Below are 15,556 nucleotides of genomic sequence, written 5' to 3' on the forward strand. Positions count from 1 at the left end.
GCCTGCAGGCGACCGATCGAGCGGCCGAACTGCACCCGCTCGCCGGCGTAGCGCACCGCCATCGCCAGCGCCCCGTGCGCGGCCCCCGCGATCAGCAGGGCCCGCCCGAGCGCCGCCCGCAGCGGGTACTCGGCCGCGACCTCGTCCGACACCGTGCCGACCGTGACGGGGGTGCCGTCGAGCACCACGTCGTCGCGAGGTTCCTCGGCCACGTTGGTTCCCTCGACGATGCGCGCCCGGGTGGGCCGGACCAGCACGACGCGTCGGCCGTCCAGCACGGCGACCGCGGCCACCGAGCGCCCGTGGGGGATCCGGCGCAGCGTTCCGGTGGCGAGCCCGTCCCGCACGTCGAGGTGCGTCCCGCCGCCGACGCGCCCCGCGGACAGCGGGCCGTCGGGCATCTCCAGCCCTGCCGCGGCCAGCAGCGGCCCCGCCAGCCAGTCCGTCTCGACCAGCGGCACCCGGGCGGCGAAGCGACCGACCGCCGACAGCACCACCGCCGCCTCCGCGAACGACGCCCCCGAGCCGCCCTCCGCCTCCGGCAGCGTCAACCGGGCGAGGCCGGTCTCGTCCGCCGTGGCCCACAACGCGGCGTCGAGGCCCGGATCGGGGCTCCAGGCGTCGCCGAAGACCGAGGTCGCCAGCTCGTGCAGCGCGGTGGTGTCCGCGACGGCCCCGGCGCTCATCGCAGCCCCAGCCCCCGCGCCACGATCCCGCGCAGGATCTCGTTCGTCCCGCCGCGCAGCGTGAAGCCGGGCGCGTGCCGCACCGCGTCGGCGAGCAGCTTCGGATAGCCGGTGCCTCCGGGATCCGGGGGCACCCCCAGGAGCGTGCGGCACACGTCGATCACCTCGTTCTCGAACCGGGTCCCCAGGTCCTTCACCACCGCCGCGGCCAGCTCCGGTGCCCTTCCCGCGTCGAGGGCCCCCGCGATCGCCAGGGACATGGCGCGCAGCGTCCGGTAGCGGCCGACCATGCCGCCCAGCCGTTCCGGGTCCACCTGCACGGCCTCCCGCAGCAGCGCGACGAGCAGCGGGAACGTCGACAGGTAGCGCTCGGGGCCGGACCGTTCGAACGCCAGTTCCGAGGTCACCTGCTGCCATCCCCGACCGACCTCGCCCAGCACCCTCGTGTCCGGCACGAACACCTCGTCGAACACCACCTCGTTGAAGTGGTGCGCGCCGGTCAGGAGCGGGATCGGGCGGATCGTGACCCCCGGCGAGTCCAGCTCCACGATCAGCTGCGACAGGCCCGAGTGCCGGGTCCCCTCCTCGGCCGGCGAGGTCCGGACCAGGGCGAAGAACGCGTGCGCGTGGTGCGCGCCGGACGTCCAGACCTTCGAGCCCGACAGCTCCCAGCCGCCGGCGACCCTGACCGCGCGCGACCGCACGGACGCCAGGTCCGAACCGGAGTCCGGCTCCGACATCCCGATCCCGAAGTAGATCTCGCCGGCCGCGATCCCCGGCAGGAACCGGGCGCGCTGTTCCTCGGTGCCGAACCGCAGCAGCGACGGGGCGATCTGGCGGTCGGCGATCCAGTGCGCGGCCACGGGGGCGCCCGCGGCGAGCAGCTCCTCGGTCACGACGTAGCGCTCCAGGGCCCTGCGGCCGTGCCCGCCGTACTCCTGCGGGACGGTCATGCCCAGCCAGCCGCGGCGGCCGAGCTCACGGGAGAACTTCTCGTCCCAGCCCGACAGCCAGCTGTCCACGCGCGGCGTGAACGACGCCTCGGCCAGGAACTCCCGCACCTCCGCACGCAGCCCGTCCGTGCCGGCCGGCAGCTCCACCGGCGGCGGGACCAGCTCCGGCAGGGTCACCCTCGACTCACTCACCCGTGTCCTCTCCATCGTGGACGCATCCGTCCCGGAGCTCGCGCAGGGCCGACCGGCCGACCCGGCCGCGCACGTCCGCGACGCCCTGCTCGGTCACGACGGCCGGCCACCGGCGGGGACGGCGCCCTCGCGCCCGCGGGCGCCCGGCTCACCCGAGGTCGGCACGGAAGGCGTTCAGCGTGCGGGCGATCAGCGCCGGGTCCTCGTAGTGCATGAAGTGGCCCAGCTCCAGCTCGGTGTAGCGGCCCTGCGGCAGTGCCTCGACCATCCGGCCGCCGAGCTCCGCGTCGAGCAAGAAGCTCTTCGTGGCCCGCAGCACCAGTGCCGGGGCCTTCGTCGCCCGCAGGCCGGCCCACATGTCGTCGACCTCGGCCAGCCCGGCCCGGCCGAGCAGCCAGTACACCTCCGGATCGCCGCGCAGGACGAGCTTGTCCGCCCAGTTGAGCCGGTAGAGCAGCCGGGCCCGGATGTCGATCTGCTCGTCGGCGAAGTCCGGATGCTCCGCGCGCAGCGCCGCCGTCAGCTTCTCCTCCGAGCCGTAGCCCGGGGTGGTCTGCTTGGCGGTGCCCTGCGCCAGCGCCTGCTGCGCCGCGGCCCTGCTGACCTCGGGGCCGGTGTCCAGCAACGCCAGGCTGGTCAGGCGGCCGTCGAGCTGCGGCGCGAGCACCATGGCGACCCGCGCACCCAGCGAGTGGCCGACGACGCCGACCTCGCCGATCCCGAGCTCGTCGAGGAGCCCGCGCGCGTCCGCTGCGTAGTCCCGCAGCCAGTAGCCGTCCCGGCTCCAGTCGCTGCGGCCGTGCCCGCGGTGGTCCGGGCACAGGACGCGGTCGACGCCCTGCAGGTCGCGGAGCACGGGCCGCCAGGCGTCGCCGTGGGCGCCCATGCCGTGCAGCATCAGCAGCGTGCGACCGCCGTCGGTGCCCTCGCGACGGGCGTCGAGCACGTTCAGCCCGAGCCGCCCGACCCGCACCCGACGTTCCTCGAGCGCCCAGCTCACGACTCCCCTCCCGCGGCGATCAGCCGGGCCCGGAGCTCGCGGCGCAGCAGCTTGCCCGTCGGGTTGTAGGGCAGCTCGTCGGCGAACCGGATCTCGTCCGGCGTCCGCGAGCCACGCACCCGGGCCTTGACCCACCGGGTGAGCTCGTCGACGTCCTCGATCGGGGCGGCCGGGACGACCACGGCGACGAGCCGCTCGCCCCACTCGTCGTCCGGCAGGCCGACGACCGCCACGTCCTTGACGGACGCGTGCAGCACGAGCTGGTCCTCGATCTCGGCCGGGGCGATGTTCTCGCCCCCGCGGATGATCGTGTCGTCCGAACGCCCGCCGACGAAGAGGAACCCCTCGGCGTCGAGATGCCCCTGGTCCCGGGTCGGGAACCAGCCCTGCTCGTCGAGCACCGAGCCCAGCCCGACGTACTCCCCGGACACCTGGGGCCCCCGCACCCAGACCTCGCCGACCTCGCCGGCGGGCAGCACCCGGCCCCCGTCCCCCCGGACCTCGATCTCCACCCCCGGTACCGGGCGGCCGACCGACGCCAACCGGGCGGCGGCGGCCGGATCGGTGGCCGCGAGCGCCTCGCGGTGGTCGTCCGGGCCGAGGACGGCGATCGTCGAGCTCGTCTCGGTCAGCCCGTAGGCGTTGGTGAACCCGACCCCGGGGAACGCCCGCAACGCACCCTCCAGCACGGGTCGCGGCATCCGGGCGCCGCCGTAGGCGAGCTGGCGCAGGCTGGAGGTGCCGGCCTCGGCGCCGCCGAGCTCGTCGACCAGCCGGGAGAGCATGGTCGGCACGAGCATGGCGTTGGTGATCCGTTCGGCGCGCACCAGGTCGAGCCAGGCGCCGGGCGCGAAGGCCGGCAGGTGCACCATCCGCCTGCCCGAGTACACGTTGGACAGGATCGTCCCCATGCCGGCGATGTGGTAGGGCGGCACGCTGACCAGGATCGCGTCCTGCGGGTCCGCCGAGGCGAACTCCACGGTCTGCAGCACGTAGCTGAGCAGGTTCGCGTGGCGGAGCAGGACCCGCTTGGGCTCCGAGGTGGTGCCGCTGGTGAACAGGACGACCGCGGTGGCGTCGTCGTCCCACGCGGTCGGCTCGTGCTCCGGGGCGGCCAGCGCGTCGGCGATCCAGTCCTCCGACGGCCGCGCGCGCCGGTCGCCGACGACGCCGCGGAAGGCGGCGTCCGTGACGACCAGCGGATCGTCGAGCCGGTCGAGCTGGACCCGCAGCGCCTCCGCCGAGAGGCGGTAGTTGAGCGGGGTGAACGGCACCCCGGCGTAGGCCGAGGCGAACAGCAGGGCCGCGACGACCGGGCCGTTGACCCCGACGAAGGCGACCGACCGGTGCCCGGACGCGGCGACGAGCCCGGCACCCCCGAGCGCCGCCCGGCGCAACGCGGTGTGGGTCAGCCCGTCCCGCGAGCGGCCCAGGGCAACGCGGTCGCCGAGGGTCTCGGCGGCCATGTCGGTGATCAGGGAGATCGGCATGGTGCTCCTCAGTCGCTCGACGGCAGCGGCTGCGCGTCCTTCACCACGAGCCGGCTCCCGTCGACCGCGAGCGCGCCCGCGCCCGCCTTGGTGACCAGCAGCTCGACCTGCCCGTCGGTGTACCTCTTGCCCATCGTGGTCGCCTCGGCGTGCTCGGGCAGGAGGGCCGGCCCGTCGGTGACCGGCTCGGCCATCCCGACCATGGGCACTCCCCCGCACGTCAGGTCGACGTCGTCCTTCGCCGGCCGCACGACGACGACCTCCGTGGGGTCGACCTGGCTGCGATAGCGTCCGCCTGGCTTGAGGATCATGGTTCGCTCCGGTGTCCGGGAGTGACGGTGGGCTTCACGACGCGTCCTTCTTCTCCGCCTTGGCCTTCTGCTCAGCCTTGGCGAGGAACGCCTCCACCTGGGCCTTGATGTCGTCGGTGCCGAACGACTCGTACTCGGCCGCCAGGGCGAAGCTGAGCACCGAGTTGGCGGCGTCGAGCAGGTGCATGTTGAGCGCGCGCTTCGTGTCGCGCAACGCCTGTACCGGAAGCGCCGCGAACCGGTGCGCGATCGACGTGGCCTCCGCCAGCACGTCCGCGCGGGGGACGACCCGGTTGCACAGCCCCAGCCGCTCCGCCTCCGCGGCCGGGATGCGGTCGCCCAGCAGGATGTACTCCTTGGCCTTGAGCAGGCTCATCATCGAGGGCCAGGTCACGGCGCCGCCGTCGCCCGCCACCAGCCCGATGCTCACGTGCGGGTCGCTGATGAAGGTGTCCTCGGCCATCACGACGAAGTCCGTCATCACGGCGAGGCTGCAGCCCAGTCCGACGGCAGGTCCGTTGATCGCGGCCACGACGGGCAGCTCGCAGGAGATCATGGCGCGGGCGAGGCGCTCCGCCTCCCGGATGTCCGCGCGCCGGGCGACCGGGTCCGAGTGGTTGCGGATGAAGTTGGGCAGGTAGCCGCCGGCGCTGAACGCACGACCGGCCCCGGTCAGGACGACGGCCCGCGCCTCGGTGTCGTCGATGAGCAGGTCCCAGATCCGGCGCATGCCCGTGTGCAGGGCGTCGTCGAAGGAGTTCAGGTCGTCCGGCCGGTTCATGATGATGATCCGGACCGGCCCGTCGAACTCGACGAGCAGGGTGGGGGCGAGGTGCGAGTAGTGCGAAGGGTCCATGTCACGTTCTCCGGTTCCGGTCAGCGCCGCAGGTTCTCGACGATCGTGGCGTTGGCCATCCCGCCGCCCTCGCACATCACCTGCAGGCCGTAGCGCTCCCCCGAGGCGGCCAGTGCGTGGACCATGGTCGTCAGGAGCCGGGTGCCGGTGGCCCCCAGCGGGTGGCCCAGGGCGATCGCGCCGCCCAGCGGGTTCAGCCGCGCGTCGTCCACCTTGGTCTCGCGCTGCCAGGCCAGCGGGATCGGCGCGAAGGCCTCGTTGACCTCGAAGTGGGCGATCTCGTCGAGCGGGACGCCGCTGCGCTCGACGATCCGCCGGGTCGCCGGGATCGGACCGGTCAGCATCAGGATCGGGTCGTCGCCGACGACGGCGAACGAGTGGAAACGGGCGAGCGGTTCCAGGCCCAGCTCGGCCGCCTTCTGCTCGCTCATGATCAACGCGGCGCTCGCGCCGTCGGAGAGCTGCGAGGAGTTGCCCGCCGTGATGCGCCAGCCGATCTCCGGGTAGCGGTCGGTCCACTCGTCCGCCCGGAACGACGGGCGCAGGCCACCCAGCTTCGCGGCCGTCGTCCCGGGCCGGATCGTCTCGTCCCGGTCCACGATCCCGTCCGGGGTGCGGACGGGCACCGTCTCCGCGGCGAAGGCCCCACGCGCCGCGGCGGCCGCCGCACGCTCGTGCGAGCGGGCCGAGAACTCGTCGAGCTCGTCCCGCTCGAGGCCCCAGCGCGCGGCGATCAGCTCCGCGGAGATGCCCTGCGGGATCAGCCCCGGCTCGTAGCGCTCCCGGACCGACGGGCCCTGGATGTCGCGGCCCAGGCTCGCGGATCCCAGCGGCACCCTGCTCATCGACTCGACGCCACCGGCCACGACGATGTCGTACGCCCCGGCGATCACGCCCTGGGCGGCGAAATGGGCGGCCTGCTGGCTCGACCCGCACCGCCGGTCGACGGTCGCGGCGGGCACCGTCTCCGGCAGCCCGGCTCCCAGCCACGCGAAGCGCGCGAGGCAGCCCGCCTGCTCGGACACCTGGTTGACGCAGCCGATCAGCACGTCGTCGACCAGCGCCGGGTCCAGGTCGTGGCGCCCCAGCAGGCCCTGGAAGGTCTGGGCCAGCAACTCGATCGGATGCACTCCCGACAGTGCGCCTCCGTCCTTGCCCCTCGCCACCGGCGTGCGCACCGCGTCCACGATCACTGCTGTCACCATCGACGTCACCTCCGATCACCACCGTAACCTACGCAGTAGTATGTCGTACAGACCTTCGACCCCGGAGCCCGCGGCCGACGGCGTCATCCCAGGGTCAGCAGGGCGGCGGCCCCGATGATGCCGCCGCCGGCCGCCACCAACCCGACCTCCGGACCCCCGGCGACCTGCCGCTCCCCCGCCCCGCCCCACAGCTGGGTGCACACCTCGGGGAGGTAGCCCCAACCGTGCATCCGGCCCGCCGACAGCTGCCCGCCCTCGGTGTTGATCGGCAGCTCACCGGTCGGCCTGATGCGGTCGCCGCCCTCGACGAAGGCACCGCCCTCGCCCCGGCCGCAGAACCCGAGCGCCTCCAGCCACGCCAGCGTGATGAAGCTGAACCCGTCGTAGATCCCGGCGACGTCCACGTCCGCGGGGCGCAGGTCCGTCCGGGCCCACAGCTGCGAGCCCGCGTCGTGCAGGGCACGCATCGTGGTCAGGTCCGGCGCCTGCTCCCAGGTGGGCGGATGGCGGCGCGACGTGCTCGTCGCCGCGACGTGGATCGGGCGCCGACGCAGGCCGGACACCGAGTCCGCGCGCGACACGACCACCGCGCTGCAGAAGTCCGTGGGCACGTCGCAGTCGAACAGGCAGAGGGGCTCGCTGATCATCCGGGCGCCGAGGTAATCGTCGAGCGTGAGCGGGTCCCGGTAGATCGCGAGCGGGTTTCGCTGCGCGTTCTCCCGCGCCACCAGGGCGATCTGACCGAGCTGCTCGCGGGTCGTCCCGAACTCGTGGAAGTGCCGCTGGGCGTACATCGAGATGATGTTGGCCGCGGAGGGGGCGCCGAAGGGCAGCCACCAGGACTGGGCCCCGGCCGCGCGGCTCGGCATCCCGCGCGCGGTACCGGGCAGCGAGCCGCCGCGGCCTCGCGCGGCGCGGACCGTTCCCTCGCAGGAGGCGTGGAAGGCCACGACGTGAGTGGCCGCCCCGGTGGCCACGGCCATGCAGGCCTCCCACACCGGGGAGAGCTGGGACGGGCCGCCGATGGTGCCGACGTACCAGTCCAGTCCCAGGCCCAGCGCCTCCTGGAGCTCGTGCACGCCGACGCTGCCCTCGTCCGGGACGAAGGCGGCCACGCCGTCGATGTCGTCCCGGGTCAGGCCGGCGTCGGCGATCGCGGCCAGGCAGCCGTCGACCGCGAGGCTCAGCGGCTCGCGGTCCAGCCTCCTGCCCACGGCCGAACGTCCCGTCCCGGTGATCGCCGCCCGTGCCATCCCGTCAGTCTCCCTTCGTCGCGAGGTCGCAGCCGGCGGGGGCTCAGCCCCGGTGCAGGACGAACGAGAACGGTCGCCCCTCGGCGACGGCCTCGGCGTAGGCGTCGAGCTGCTCGTCCGACAGGTGCATCCCGATGTCGGCGAAGGCGGCCTCGGCCGGGTCCCGCACCTCGAGCACCGGCCGGCCCTCCCACCGCTCGCGGAAGCGGAGGTCGACCTGCCGGGCCAGCCCGTCCAGGCCGGCGCTGATGTCGGCGTAGAGCGCGCTCAGCATCTCGTCCCGGTCCGTCGACCCGGATGCCGCACCCGCCGGCTCCAGCGCGCCCATGCCCGTCCTCTCGTCGCCGTCCCGCCATCCGGCGCGAACATACTACTGAGTATGTGGCGACCTGCTGGACTCGTCAAGGACTCCGCCGGGCGCCCTTGCCACCTAACCTACTCGGTCGTATGTTGTGTCGACCGTGTCCCCGATCAACGGTGTGGGGGATCTGCCCGATGTCCTTGCTGTCGCCGCCCACGGCGCCGTCCGGTCCGGCACCGGACGTCGTGCGCCGCCGGTCGCGCCGAGCGGTCGTGTCCCGCTCGACGCTGTGGTGGGCCTTCTTCGTGATCGTCCTCGCCCTGCTGGTGCTGCGCCCCCTGGTGCAGCTGCAGGAGCGTGCTCTCGCCGACGGCGCCCGGGGGCTGAGGGAGGCCTTCTCGCTCCCGACGATCGGACGGGTCCTCGCGACCACCGCGGCCCTGGGCATCGGCGCCACCGCGGTGGCCGTCCTGCTCGGGGTGGTACTGGCCGTGAGCGCCACGATGCTCCCCCGCGGCGCCCGGTGGATGGCGGCGCTGCCGATCGTGCCGCTCGTCGTGCCGCCGGTGGCCGCGATCATCGGCTGGCTCTTCCTGCTCGCGCCGAACGTGGGCTACCTGAACACGGCGCTGCGGAGCCTGCCTGGCCTCGGCGGCCTCACCACGGGGCCACTGGACATCTACTCCCCCACCTGGATCATCGTGATCACGGGGGTCACGTTGAGCCCCTTCGTGTTCCTGTTCGTCCACAGCAGCCTGCGCGACATGGGCGGCGAGTACGCCGACGCCGCCGCGACCTGCGGCGCCGGCCGCCTGCGGACGCTGCGCACGGTCACGGTCCCACTGCTGCGCCCGTCGATCACCTACTCCGCCGGCATCGTGGTCCTGCTGGCCCTCGGCCAGTTCAACGCTCCGCTGCTGCTCGGCCGCGCCCAGGGCGTCGACGTCCTGACGACGGAGATGTACAAGGTGACCCGGGACGCGCCCGTCGACTTCGGCCTCGGCGCCGGCCTCGGCACCCCGCTGATCCTCGCGGGGGTCCTCGTGGTGGTCCTGCAGAGGATCGTGGTGGGCGACAGCGCCCGGTTCGTGGTCGCACGTGGACGCGCCGAACGGGGATCCGCGCGGACCAGCCCGTGGGCCGCCGTGGTGGTCGCGGTCTACACCGTCGTCGTGGTGGTCCTGCCGATGGCCGCGCTGGTGTACATGTCGCTCTCGCCGTACTGGAGCGGATCGATCGACCTCGCCGCGCTGACGACCGGGGCGTGGCGGGACACGCTCGGCGACCGCCTGGTCGTGAACTCGATCGGGCTCAGTGTGCGGACGGCCGCGATCGCCGCGGTCGTCGCGGTTCCGGTCGGGCTCACCGCGGCGTGGGCACTGAGCGGGTTCGGCCGGATCGGCCCCCGGCTGCGCGGCGCCGTCGACGTCCTGTCGATGGCCCCGGTCGCGGTGCCGGCGGCCCTGCTGGGCTTCGGGTTCCTGTTCGCCTACGCCGGCCCACCGGTGGTCCTCTACGGGTCGTCCACGATCCTCGTCGTCGTCTACGTCACGCTGATGGTCCCGCACGCGACCCGGATGCAGCTCGCCCCGTTGCTCGCCATCGGCCGGAGCTCCTACGAGGCGTCGCGGGCGTGCGGCGCCGGCATGGTGCGCACCGTCGCCCGGGTGCTCGTCCCGCAGCTGCGGGGGCCCATCGCCGCCACGACCGCGCTGGTCTTCGTGCTGATGACCCACGAGTTCAGCGCCACCCTGATGGTCAGGTCGGTCCGGACGAGGGTCCTCGGCACCGCCCTGGCCGAGGCCTACGAGTTCGGGCTCTACCCCAAGGTCGCGGTCGTCGCCCTGGTGATGGTCGTGGTGACGATGGCAGGCGTGCTGATCGCCCTCGCGCTGGGCGGGAAGGAGAGCATCCGGCGATGACCGACACAGCCATCCGGGAGACCGCGGCCACCACGGCGGTGCGGATCGAGGGACTCGGCAAGACCTACGGGCGGCGGCGCAGGCAGGTCACCGCGCTGCACGGCATCGACCTCGAGATCCGCCGGGGCGAGCTGCTCGTGCTGCTCGGCCCCAGCGGGTGCGGCAAGAGCACCATGCTCCGCTGCCTCGCCGGGCTCGAGCACCCCTCCGGCGGCCGGATCGAGCTCGCCGGGACCCCGGTGTGGGACGCGGCGACGGGCCTTCATCTGGGCCCGGACGCACGGGACATCGGCCTGGTCTTCCAGACCTACGTGCTGTGGCCCCACATGACGGTGCGACAGAACGTCGAGTACCCGCTGCGGGCCCGCCGGCGGACCGACCTGCTGCGCGACGGTGCCGTCGACCGGGTGCTCGACCTCGTGGACTGCACGCATCTCGCGGACCGCTATCCGGGCCAGCTCAGCGGCGGCCAGCAGCAGCGGATCGCGCTGGCCCGGGCGCTGGTGGCGGATCCGGCGCTGCTCCTGCTCGACGAACCGCTCAGCAACCTGGACGCACTGCTGCGGACGAGCCTGCGCGCGCAGCTCCGCGAGGTGCACCGGCGGGTCGGCTACACCGGGGTCTACGTGACCCACGACCAGGTCGAGGCCCTCGGGCTCGGCGATCGGATCGCGGTCATGGAGGCGGGCCGGATCGCCCAGATCGCGACCCCGCGCGAGCTGTTCGAACGACCGGCGAGCGAGTACGTGGCGGACTTCCTCGGCGTCCGCAACACGGTGCACGTCCGCGCGACCGGGCGCACCGCGGAGCTCACCGGCGACGGCGTGCACGCCCGCCTGGGGGCTCCGGTCGACGCCGGCGAGTACACGCTGTTCTTCCGGCCCGAGTCCGTCGCGCTGCACCGCGACGAACCCGCGCGACCCGCCACCGGCGCGGTGGTCACCGGCGGACGGGTCACCGAGGTGATGTACGGCGGCACGGACGTCGACGTGGTGGTGGCCGTCGGCGACCGCAGGCTGCACGCCCGGCTGCGCACCTCCGCGGACCTTCCCGGCGAAGGCGACCGGGTGACCGTCGTCGTCCCCGCCGACGGCCTCCTGCTGTACGACCGGGACCACCGCCTCGTCCGGTGACCTCCCGAAATCGACCACGACGAGGTGGAAGGTGGAACGATCGGTGAAACGACGACAGAGGTTCGGCCTGCTGGCCGCCGCGCTGCTCACGGCGACGCTGGCGGCCTGCGGGGGCGGCGGCGCCGCGCCGGCCGGCACGCTCGCCTCCGGCGGATGGGAGGCGATCGTCGACGCCGCCGGTACGGAGGGCTCGCTGCTGGTGTACAGCTCGGCGACGCCGGCGCAGATCCAGCGGATCACCCAGGCCTTCGGCCGGGCCCACCCGGACATCGCCGTGGAGATCGCCACGCTCACCTCGTCCGAGCAGGTCACCCGGCTGCAGCAGGAACGCGACGCGGGCCTCGCCCAGGCCGACATCGCCTGGAACGCCCAGTACAACTGGTTCACCCAGGAGCAGCAGGCCGGGCACCTCGCCGACCCGCGGGGCCCCGCGGCCGCCGACAACCCCCCGGCCCTCAAGCTCACGGACTCCAGCCGGCTGCTCTATGCCCTGCCGATCCCGTTGCAGTGGAACAAGAACGCGGTGACGACGCCGCTGACCGGGTACCAGGACCTGCTCCGGCCGGAGTTCGCGGGCAGCCTCGGGCTCGCCGACATCACCGGCGGCGCCTCGCTGGCCGGGTTCTACGACTGGCTGCAGCGGACCCAGGGGCCGGACTTCCTGACCCGGCTGGCCGCGCAGAAGCCCAAGTTCTACATCCAGCCGTCGGAGTCCGCGCAGGCCGTCGCGTCGGCGGAGACGAAGGCCTCGGGCTACGGCTCGCTGCCGGCCTCGAAGGCGCTCGTCGCGCAGGGCGCGCCGATCGAGCTCCGGCTCCCCGAGCCGGCGTTCAGCACCACGACGTACGGCGCGATCCTGGACAACGCCCCGCATCCCAATGCGGCGCAGGTCTTCTTCGACTGGCTGCAGTCGACCGACGGGCAGAAGGCGATCGTCGGGAACGGCGACGTCGCCAGCCCCAAGGACGTCGACGGCGGCGTGGCGAAGATCGGCAGCCTCACGCTCTACCGCGGCGAGCTGGGCAAGGACGACGTCGCCCGGATCACCGCCGAGTTCAACAAGGCCTTCGGCCGCTGACCCGGAGCCCGTGACGATCACGGCCCCGGTACCCGCTCGGGTACCGGGGCCGTGGGACGTCCGGGATCAGACCGCCGCGGCCTCGTAGCGGCGGCGGTACTCCGCCCGCGAGGTCTCGCTGACGTCGACGTCCGCGGCCTGCGCACGCAGCGCCCCGACCGTCGCCTTCTCCTGCGGGATCGCGACGAAGGGATCGAAGTCGAAGAAGCGGCAGGCGTTCCGCCAGCCGATCAGGTGCCGCTCCTCGTCGGAGACACCGGCGGCCTCGAGCTCGGCGTGCAGGATCTCGGGCGAGCGCGGCCAGGTGGAGTCCGAGTGCGGGTAGTCGCACTCCCACGCGATCGACTCGATGCCGATCCGGTGCCGCAGCTGCAGCGAGGACGGGTTGGTGATGAAGCAGCCCAGGAAGTTGCGCCGGAACAGGTCCGTGCCGTTGAGCCCGCCCAGGTCGAGCCCCGCCCACGTCTGGTTGCGCATGTGCAGGTCGATGCGGTCGAGCAGGAACGGGATCCAGCCGATGCCGCCCTCGGACATCGCCACCTTGAGGGTGGGGAACCGGGTGAAGACGCCGCCGACCATCAGGTCCGTGGCCGCCACCGCGGACAGCTGGGGCGACATGATGATGTGCTGGTCGATGGAGTACTCCTTCGGCCGCTGCAGCAGCTTGAAGGCGCCCCCGATGTGCAGGCACAGGACCATGTCGTGGTCCACCAGGGCCTTGAGGACCGGGTCCCAGTGGTCCGTGGAGAAGCTGGGCAGGTCGACCGCGTACGGCGTCTCCGGGAACGTGATCCCCTTGGCGCCCTTGGCCGCCACCCGTTCGATCTCGGCCACCGAGGCGGCCACGTCCCACATCGGGAGGATCGGCAGGGCGAGGATGCGGCCGGGGTACGCACCGGCCCACTCGTCGAGGTGCCAGTCGTTGTAGGCGGAGACGACCATCGTGGACAGTGCCCGGTCCGGCGCGGCGAGCAGGTGCGAGCCGGCGAAGCCGACCCACGTCGGGAAGGTCATCCCCGCGATCTGGCCGTTCGCGTCCATGTCGCGGATGCGGGAGTGGATGTCGTAGCAGCCGGGGCGCATCTCGGCGAAGCCGACGGGATCGTTGCTCCACTCCTGCTTCGGCCAGGAGGCGACGGCGTTGAGACCGGCCGCGCCCAGCTCCATCCCCTGGAAGGTCCAGCGCTCACGACCGTCCGCGGTGAGCCCGATCTTCGGGGCCCGGTCCCGCAGGTGCGCGGGGAAGTGCGTCTCGAACATGTCCGCGGGCTCGACGGCGTGGTCGTCGACGCTCACCAGGATCAGGTCGTTCATGTCCATGCCCTGCAGCTCCTTCGATGACGACATCCTCCTCAGTATGTTGTTTTGCCCGCGGAGGAGTCAACCGGCAGGTGGAGGTCCGGTTCCGCGCCCGGCCGCAGCTCCACGAACAGTCCCTCGACCTCGACGAACACCTGCTCCCCCAGCGACGCGGCGCCCACGAGGAAGCGCTTGCGCCCGCTCACCCGGGCCACCCGGCCGCTGAGCCGTACCGGGACGCCGATCGGCATCACCGCACGGTAGTCGACGTGCAGGTACGCCGTCCTGGCGAGCCGTGCCGCGCCGAGGTTGGCCAGGTTGCCCAGCAGCTCGTCGAACATCAGCGGGGCGACGCCGCCATGGGCGCCGCCGTTGCCGAGGTGCGTGCGGTCGAGCACCACCTCCGCCTCCACCTCGGTCGCGGACACGTGCAGGCGGCGCATCGGGGGCACGAGGTTCTGACCACGCCCGGGGACCCCTCCGACGCGACCCACGACCCGGTCCGCCGGGTCGGCGATCGGATACGCCTCCGCGAGCCGGGCGAGGTCGCGGGCGAGTGCCGCGGCCTGCTGCCAGACCTGCACGGGCGGGCGGGACCACGCGATCGCGTCCAGCGCCCGGCGCATGTCCGCGGCGAAGGCCACGACCGCGGCGGCCTCGGGATCCGTGCTGATCTCGGCCGTCATCCGCCGGACCGCAGCGCTCCGACGGTCGCCGCCGCCCGGTCCGCCGGTGGCCCGACCCGGAAGAAGCGGGCCGCGTTGCCCCCCGTGATCGCGTCGATCTCGGGGTCCGTCGCGCCGGCGGCGAGCAGCTCGCCGTGCACCAGCTCGGCCGACCGCGGCCAGGTGCCCTCCGGCGCCGGGAAGGCCGCCTGCCACGCGATCACGTCCGGCCCGATCCGCTCGCGCAGGTACAGGCTCGACGGATCGGTGACGAACGAGCTCAGGAAATGCTGCTGGAAGACCTCGGTGCCGGTGCGCCCACCCAGGTCCAGCCCGGACCACACCTGGTTGCGCTGGTGCAGGTCGATGCGGTCGAGCAGGAACGGGATCCAGCCGATCCCGCCCTGGGACATGGCGACCCGCAGCCCGGGGAAACGGCTGAAGACGCCGCTGACGATCAGGTCCGTACACGCCGCCGCGGCCAGCTGGGGGGTCACCAGATCGCTCTGCGAGGCGAACGGGTTGAACGGTGCGCCGGCGACGGGCTCCTCGGCGGGCGGGGCCGGCTGCAGGCAGAGCACGAGATCGTGGTCACACACCGCGCGCAGCAGGCGGTCCCAGTGGTCCGTGGCGAAGCCGGGCAGGTCCGCGACGTGCGGGAGCTCGGGGAAGGCCACGGCGGTCACCCCCCGCGCGGCGACCCTGACCACCTCCGCGACGGCCGCCTCCACGTCCCAGGCGGGCAGGAGCGCGAGCGGGACCAGCCGGCCGGGGGCGGCGGCGCCCCAGCCGTCGACCTGCCAGTCGTTGTAGGCCGAGACCACCGCGGCCGACAGCGCCCGGTCCGGGACCCGGCGCAGCAACGACGCGGTGAAGGCCCGCGAGGTCGGGAAGGACACCGCGGCGTGGACACCGCCGGCGTCCATCGCGCGCAGCCGCGCGACCGGGTCGTGGAGCGCCGCGGCCAGGCCCGCGTACCCCGGCGGGCCCTCGGTCTCGGGGGCGGGTCCGGCGAACCGCAGCCCGGCACCCGGGGCGCCGAGATCGACGCCCCCGAGGGTCCAGACGACCGTGCCGTCCGGACGCGGCGCGAGCCGCGGCCCGCGGCCGGCCAGGCCGGCGGGCAGATGGTCGGCGAAGACCGTGGCGGGTTCGACCAGGAGGTCCGCCGCGCTGAACAGGACCATCTCCGACGGGTGCATCTGCGGCTCC

General features: G+C 73.5%; 15 protein-coding genes. 3 read left to right on the plus strand and 12 right to left on the minus strand.

Translation table 11 applies throughout. The features are described 5' to 3' along the window. From ABD324_RS26955 to ABD324_RS26995, 9 genes are all read right to left on the minus strand, one after another. Positions 1–686, minus strand: a 686-nt coding sequence (locus ABD324_RS26955; RefSeq protein WP_344422984.1) for an acyl-CoA dehydrogenase family protein, incomplete at its 3' end; no start/stop codon positions are given. Next, positions 683–1,831 carry an acyl-CoA dehydrogenase family protein gene (locus ABD324_RS26960; protein WP_344422987.1) on the minus strand — a complete coding sequence of 383 codons (1,149 nt, stop codon included), beginning with the start codon at positions 1,829–1,831 and terminating at the stop codon, positions 683–685. The genes ABD324_RS26960 and ABD324_RS26955, both read right to left, overlap by 4 nt. 148 nt (positions 1,832–1,979) lie before the next feature. Continuing rightward, positions 1,980–2,831, minus strand: coding sequence for an alpha/beta fold hydrolase (locus ABD324_RS26965; protein WP_344422990.1), 852 nt, complete (start codon positions 2,829–2,831; stop codon positions 1,980–1,982). Continuing rightward, positions 2,828–4,321 (minus strand): class I adenylate-forming enzyme family protein, encoded by a 1,494-nt coding sequence (locus ABD324_RS26970; protein ID WP_344422993.1) that lies wholly within the window; start codon positions 4,319–4,321, stop codon positions 2,828–2,830. The genes ABD324_RS26965 and ABD324_RS26970 overlap by 4 nt, the downstream gene beginning before the upstream one ends. 8 nt (positions 4,322–4,329) lie before the next feature. Continuing rightward, complete coding sequence (locus ABD324_RS26975) at positions 4,330–4,632, minus strand: hypothetical protein (RefSeq protein ID WP_344422996.1); 303 nt, start codon at positions 4,630–4,632, stop codon at positions 4,330–4,332. 34 nt (positions 4,633–4,666) lie between these two features. Continuing rightward, positions 4,667–5,488 (minus strand): enoyl-CoA hydratase/isomerase family protein, encoded by an 822-nt coding sequence (locus tag ABD324_RS26980; RefSeq protein ID WP_344422999.1) that lies wholly within the window; start codon positions 5,486–5,488, stop codon positions 4,667–4,669. A 20-nt stretch (positions 5,489–5,508) separates the two neighbouring features. Further along, the gene (locus ABD324_RS26985) at positions 5,509–6,693 is read right to left on the minus strand and encodes a thiolase family protein (protein WP_344423003.1); all 1,185 of its coding nucleotides are present in this window, start codon (positions 6,691–6,693) and stop codon (positions 5,509–5,511) included. Positions 6,694–6,776: 83 nt separating this feature from the next. Beyond that, positions 6,777–7,946 (minus strand): thiolase family protein, encoded by a 1,170-nt coding sequence (locus tag ABD324_RS26990; RefSeq protein WP_344423006.1) that lies wholly within the window; start codon positions 7,944–7,946, stop codon positions 6,777–6,779. Between the two features lie 43 nt (positions 7,947–7,989). Continuing rightward, on the minus strand, positions 7,990–8,274 hold the full coding sequence (locus tag ABD324_RS26995) for a hypothetical protein (RefSeq protein WP_344423009.1): 285 nt from the start codon (positions 8,272–8,274) through the stop codon (positions 7,990–7,992). 167 nt (positions 8,275–8,441) lie between these two features. Between ABD324_RS26995 and ABD324_RS27000 the strand changes: the two genes are divergently transcribed. From ABD324_RS27000 to ABD324_RS27010, 3 genes are read left to right on the plus strand one after another with little or no spacing between them, the layout of a single operon-like run. Beyond that, positions 8,442–10,169, plus strand: a complete 1,728-nt coding sequence (locus tag ABD324_RS27000) for an ABC transporter permease (RefSeq protein ID WP_344423013.1) — start codon at positions 8,442–8,444, stop codon at positions 10,167–10,169. Next, complete coding sequence (locus ABD324_RS27005) at positions 10,166–11,302, plus strand: ABC transporter ATP-binding protein (protein ID WP_344423015.1); 1,137 nt, start codon at positions 10,166–10,168, stop codon at positions 11,300–11,302. The genes ABD324_RS27000 and ABD324_RS27005 overlap by 4 nt, the downstream gene beginning before the upstream one ends. A 43-nt stretch (positions 11,303–11,345) precedes the next feature. After that, the gene (locus tag ABD324_RS27010; protein WP_344423018.1) at positions 11,346–12,380 is read left to right on the plus strand and encodes an ABC transporter substrate-binding protein; all 1,035 of its coding nucleotides are present in this window, start codon (positions 11,346–11,348) and stop codon (positions 12,378–12,380) included. A 66-nt stretch (positions 12,381–12,446) separates the two neighbouring features. Here the strand turns inward: ABD324_RS27010 and ABD324_RS27015 are convergent, their stop codons facing one another. Genes ABD324_RS27015 through ABD324_RS27025 form a run of 3 tightly spaced genes read right to left on the minus strand, consistent with a single transcriptional unit; the run spans position 12,447 to position 15,546 of the window. Next, positions 12,447–13,727, minus strand: coding sequence for an amidohydrolase family protein (locus ABD324_RS27015; protein ID WP_344423021.1), 1,281 nt, complete (start codon positions 13,725–13,727; stop codon positions 12,447–12,449). Positions 13,728–13,732: 5 nt separating this feature from the next. Then, positions 13,733–14,365: a PaaI family thioesterase gene (locus tag ABD324_RS27020; protein ID WP_344423024.1), complete on the minus strand. Its 633-nt coding sequence runs from the start codon at positions 14,363–14,365 to the stop codon at positions 13,733–13,735. Next, complete coding sequence (locus ABD324_RS27025) at positions 14,362–15,546, minus strand: amidohydrolase family protein (protein WP_344423026.1); 1,185 nt, start codon at positions 15,544–15,546, stop codon at positions 14,362–14,364. The genes ABD324_RS27020 and ABD324_RS27025 overlap by 4 nt, the downstream gene beginning before the upstream one ends. Between the last annotated feature and the right edge of the window lie 10 nt (positions 15,547–15,556).

It is taken from the genome of Pseudonocardia ailaonensis (genome assembly GCF_039531635.1).
GTDB classification, from domain to species: Bacteria; Actinomycetota; Actinomycetes; order Mycobacteriales; family Pseudonocardiaceae; genus Pseudonocardia; species Pseudonocardia ailaonensis.

What these genes read in the sequence shown, in the direction of transcription:
- ABD324_RS26990 (WP_344423006.1), bottom strand. Translation starts at nt 7,946, where the DNA reads ATGGCACGGGCGGCGATCACCGGGACGGGACGTTCGGCCGTGGGCAGG.
- ABD324_RS27005 (WP_344423015.1), top strand. Translation starts at nt 10,166, where the DNA reads ATGACCGACACAGCCATCCGGGAGACCGCGGCCACCACGGCGGTGCGG.
- ABD324_RS26970 (WP_344422993.1), bottom strand. Translation starts at nt 4,321, where the DNA reads ATGCCGATCTCCCTGATCACCGACATGGCCGCCGAGACCCTCGGCGAC.
- ABD324_RS26980 (WP_344422999.1), bottom strand. Translation starts at nt 5,488, where the DNA reads ATGGACCCTTCGCACTACTCGCACCTCGCCCCCACCCTGCTCGTCGAG.
- ABD324_RS26975 (WP_344422996.1), bottom strand. Translation starts at nt 4,632, where the DNA reads ATGATCCTCAAGCCAGGCGGACGCTATCGCAGCCAGGTCGACCCCACG.
- ABD324_RS26985 (WP_344423003.1), bottom strand. Translation starts at nt 6,693, where the DNA reads ATGGTGACAGCAGTGATCGTGGACGCGGTGCGCACGCCGGTGGCGAGG.
- ABD324_RS27020 (WP_344423024.1), bottom strand. Translation starts at nt 14,365, where the DNA reads ATGACGGCCGAGATCAGCACGGATCCCGAGGCCGCCGCGGTCGTGGCC.
- ABD324_RS27000 (WP_344423013.1), top strand. Translation starts at nt 8,442, where the DNA reads ATGTCCTTGCTGTCGCCGCCCACGGCGCCGTCCGGTCCGGCACCGGAC.
- ABD324_RS27025 (WP_344423026.1), bottom strand. Translation starts at nt 15,546, where the DNA reads ATGCACCCGTCGGAGATGGTCCTGTTCAGCGCGGCGGACCTCCTGGTC.
- ABD324_RS27015 (WP_344423021.1), bottom strand. Translation starts at nt 13,727, where the DNA reads ATGTCGTCATCGAAGGAGCTGCAGGGCATGGACATGAACGACCTGATC.
- ABD324_RS26995 (WP_344423009.1), bottom strand. Translation starts at nt 8,274, where the DNA reads ATGGGCGCGCTGGAGCCGGCGGGTGCGGCATCCGGGTCGACGGACCGG.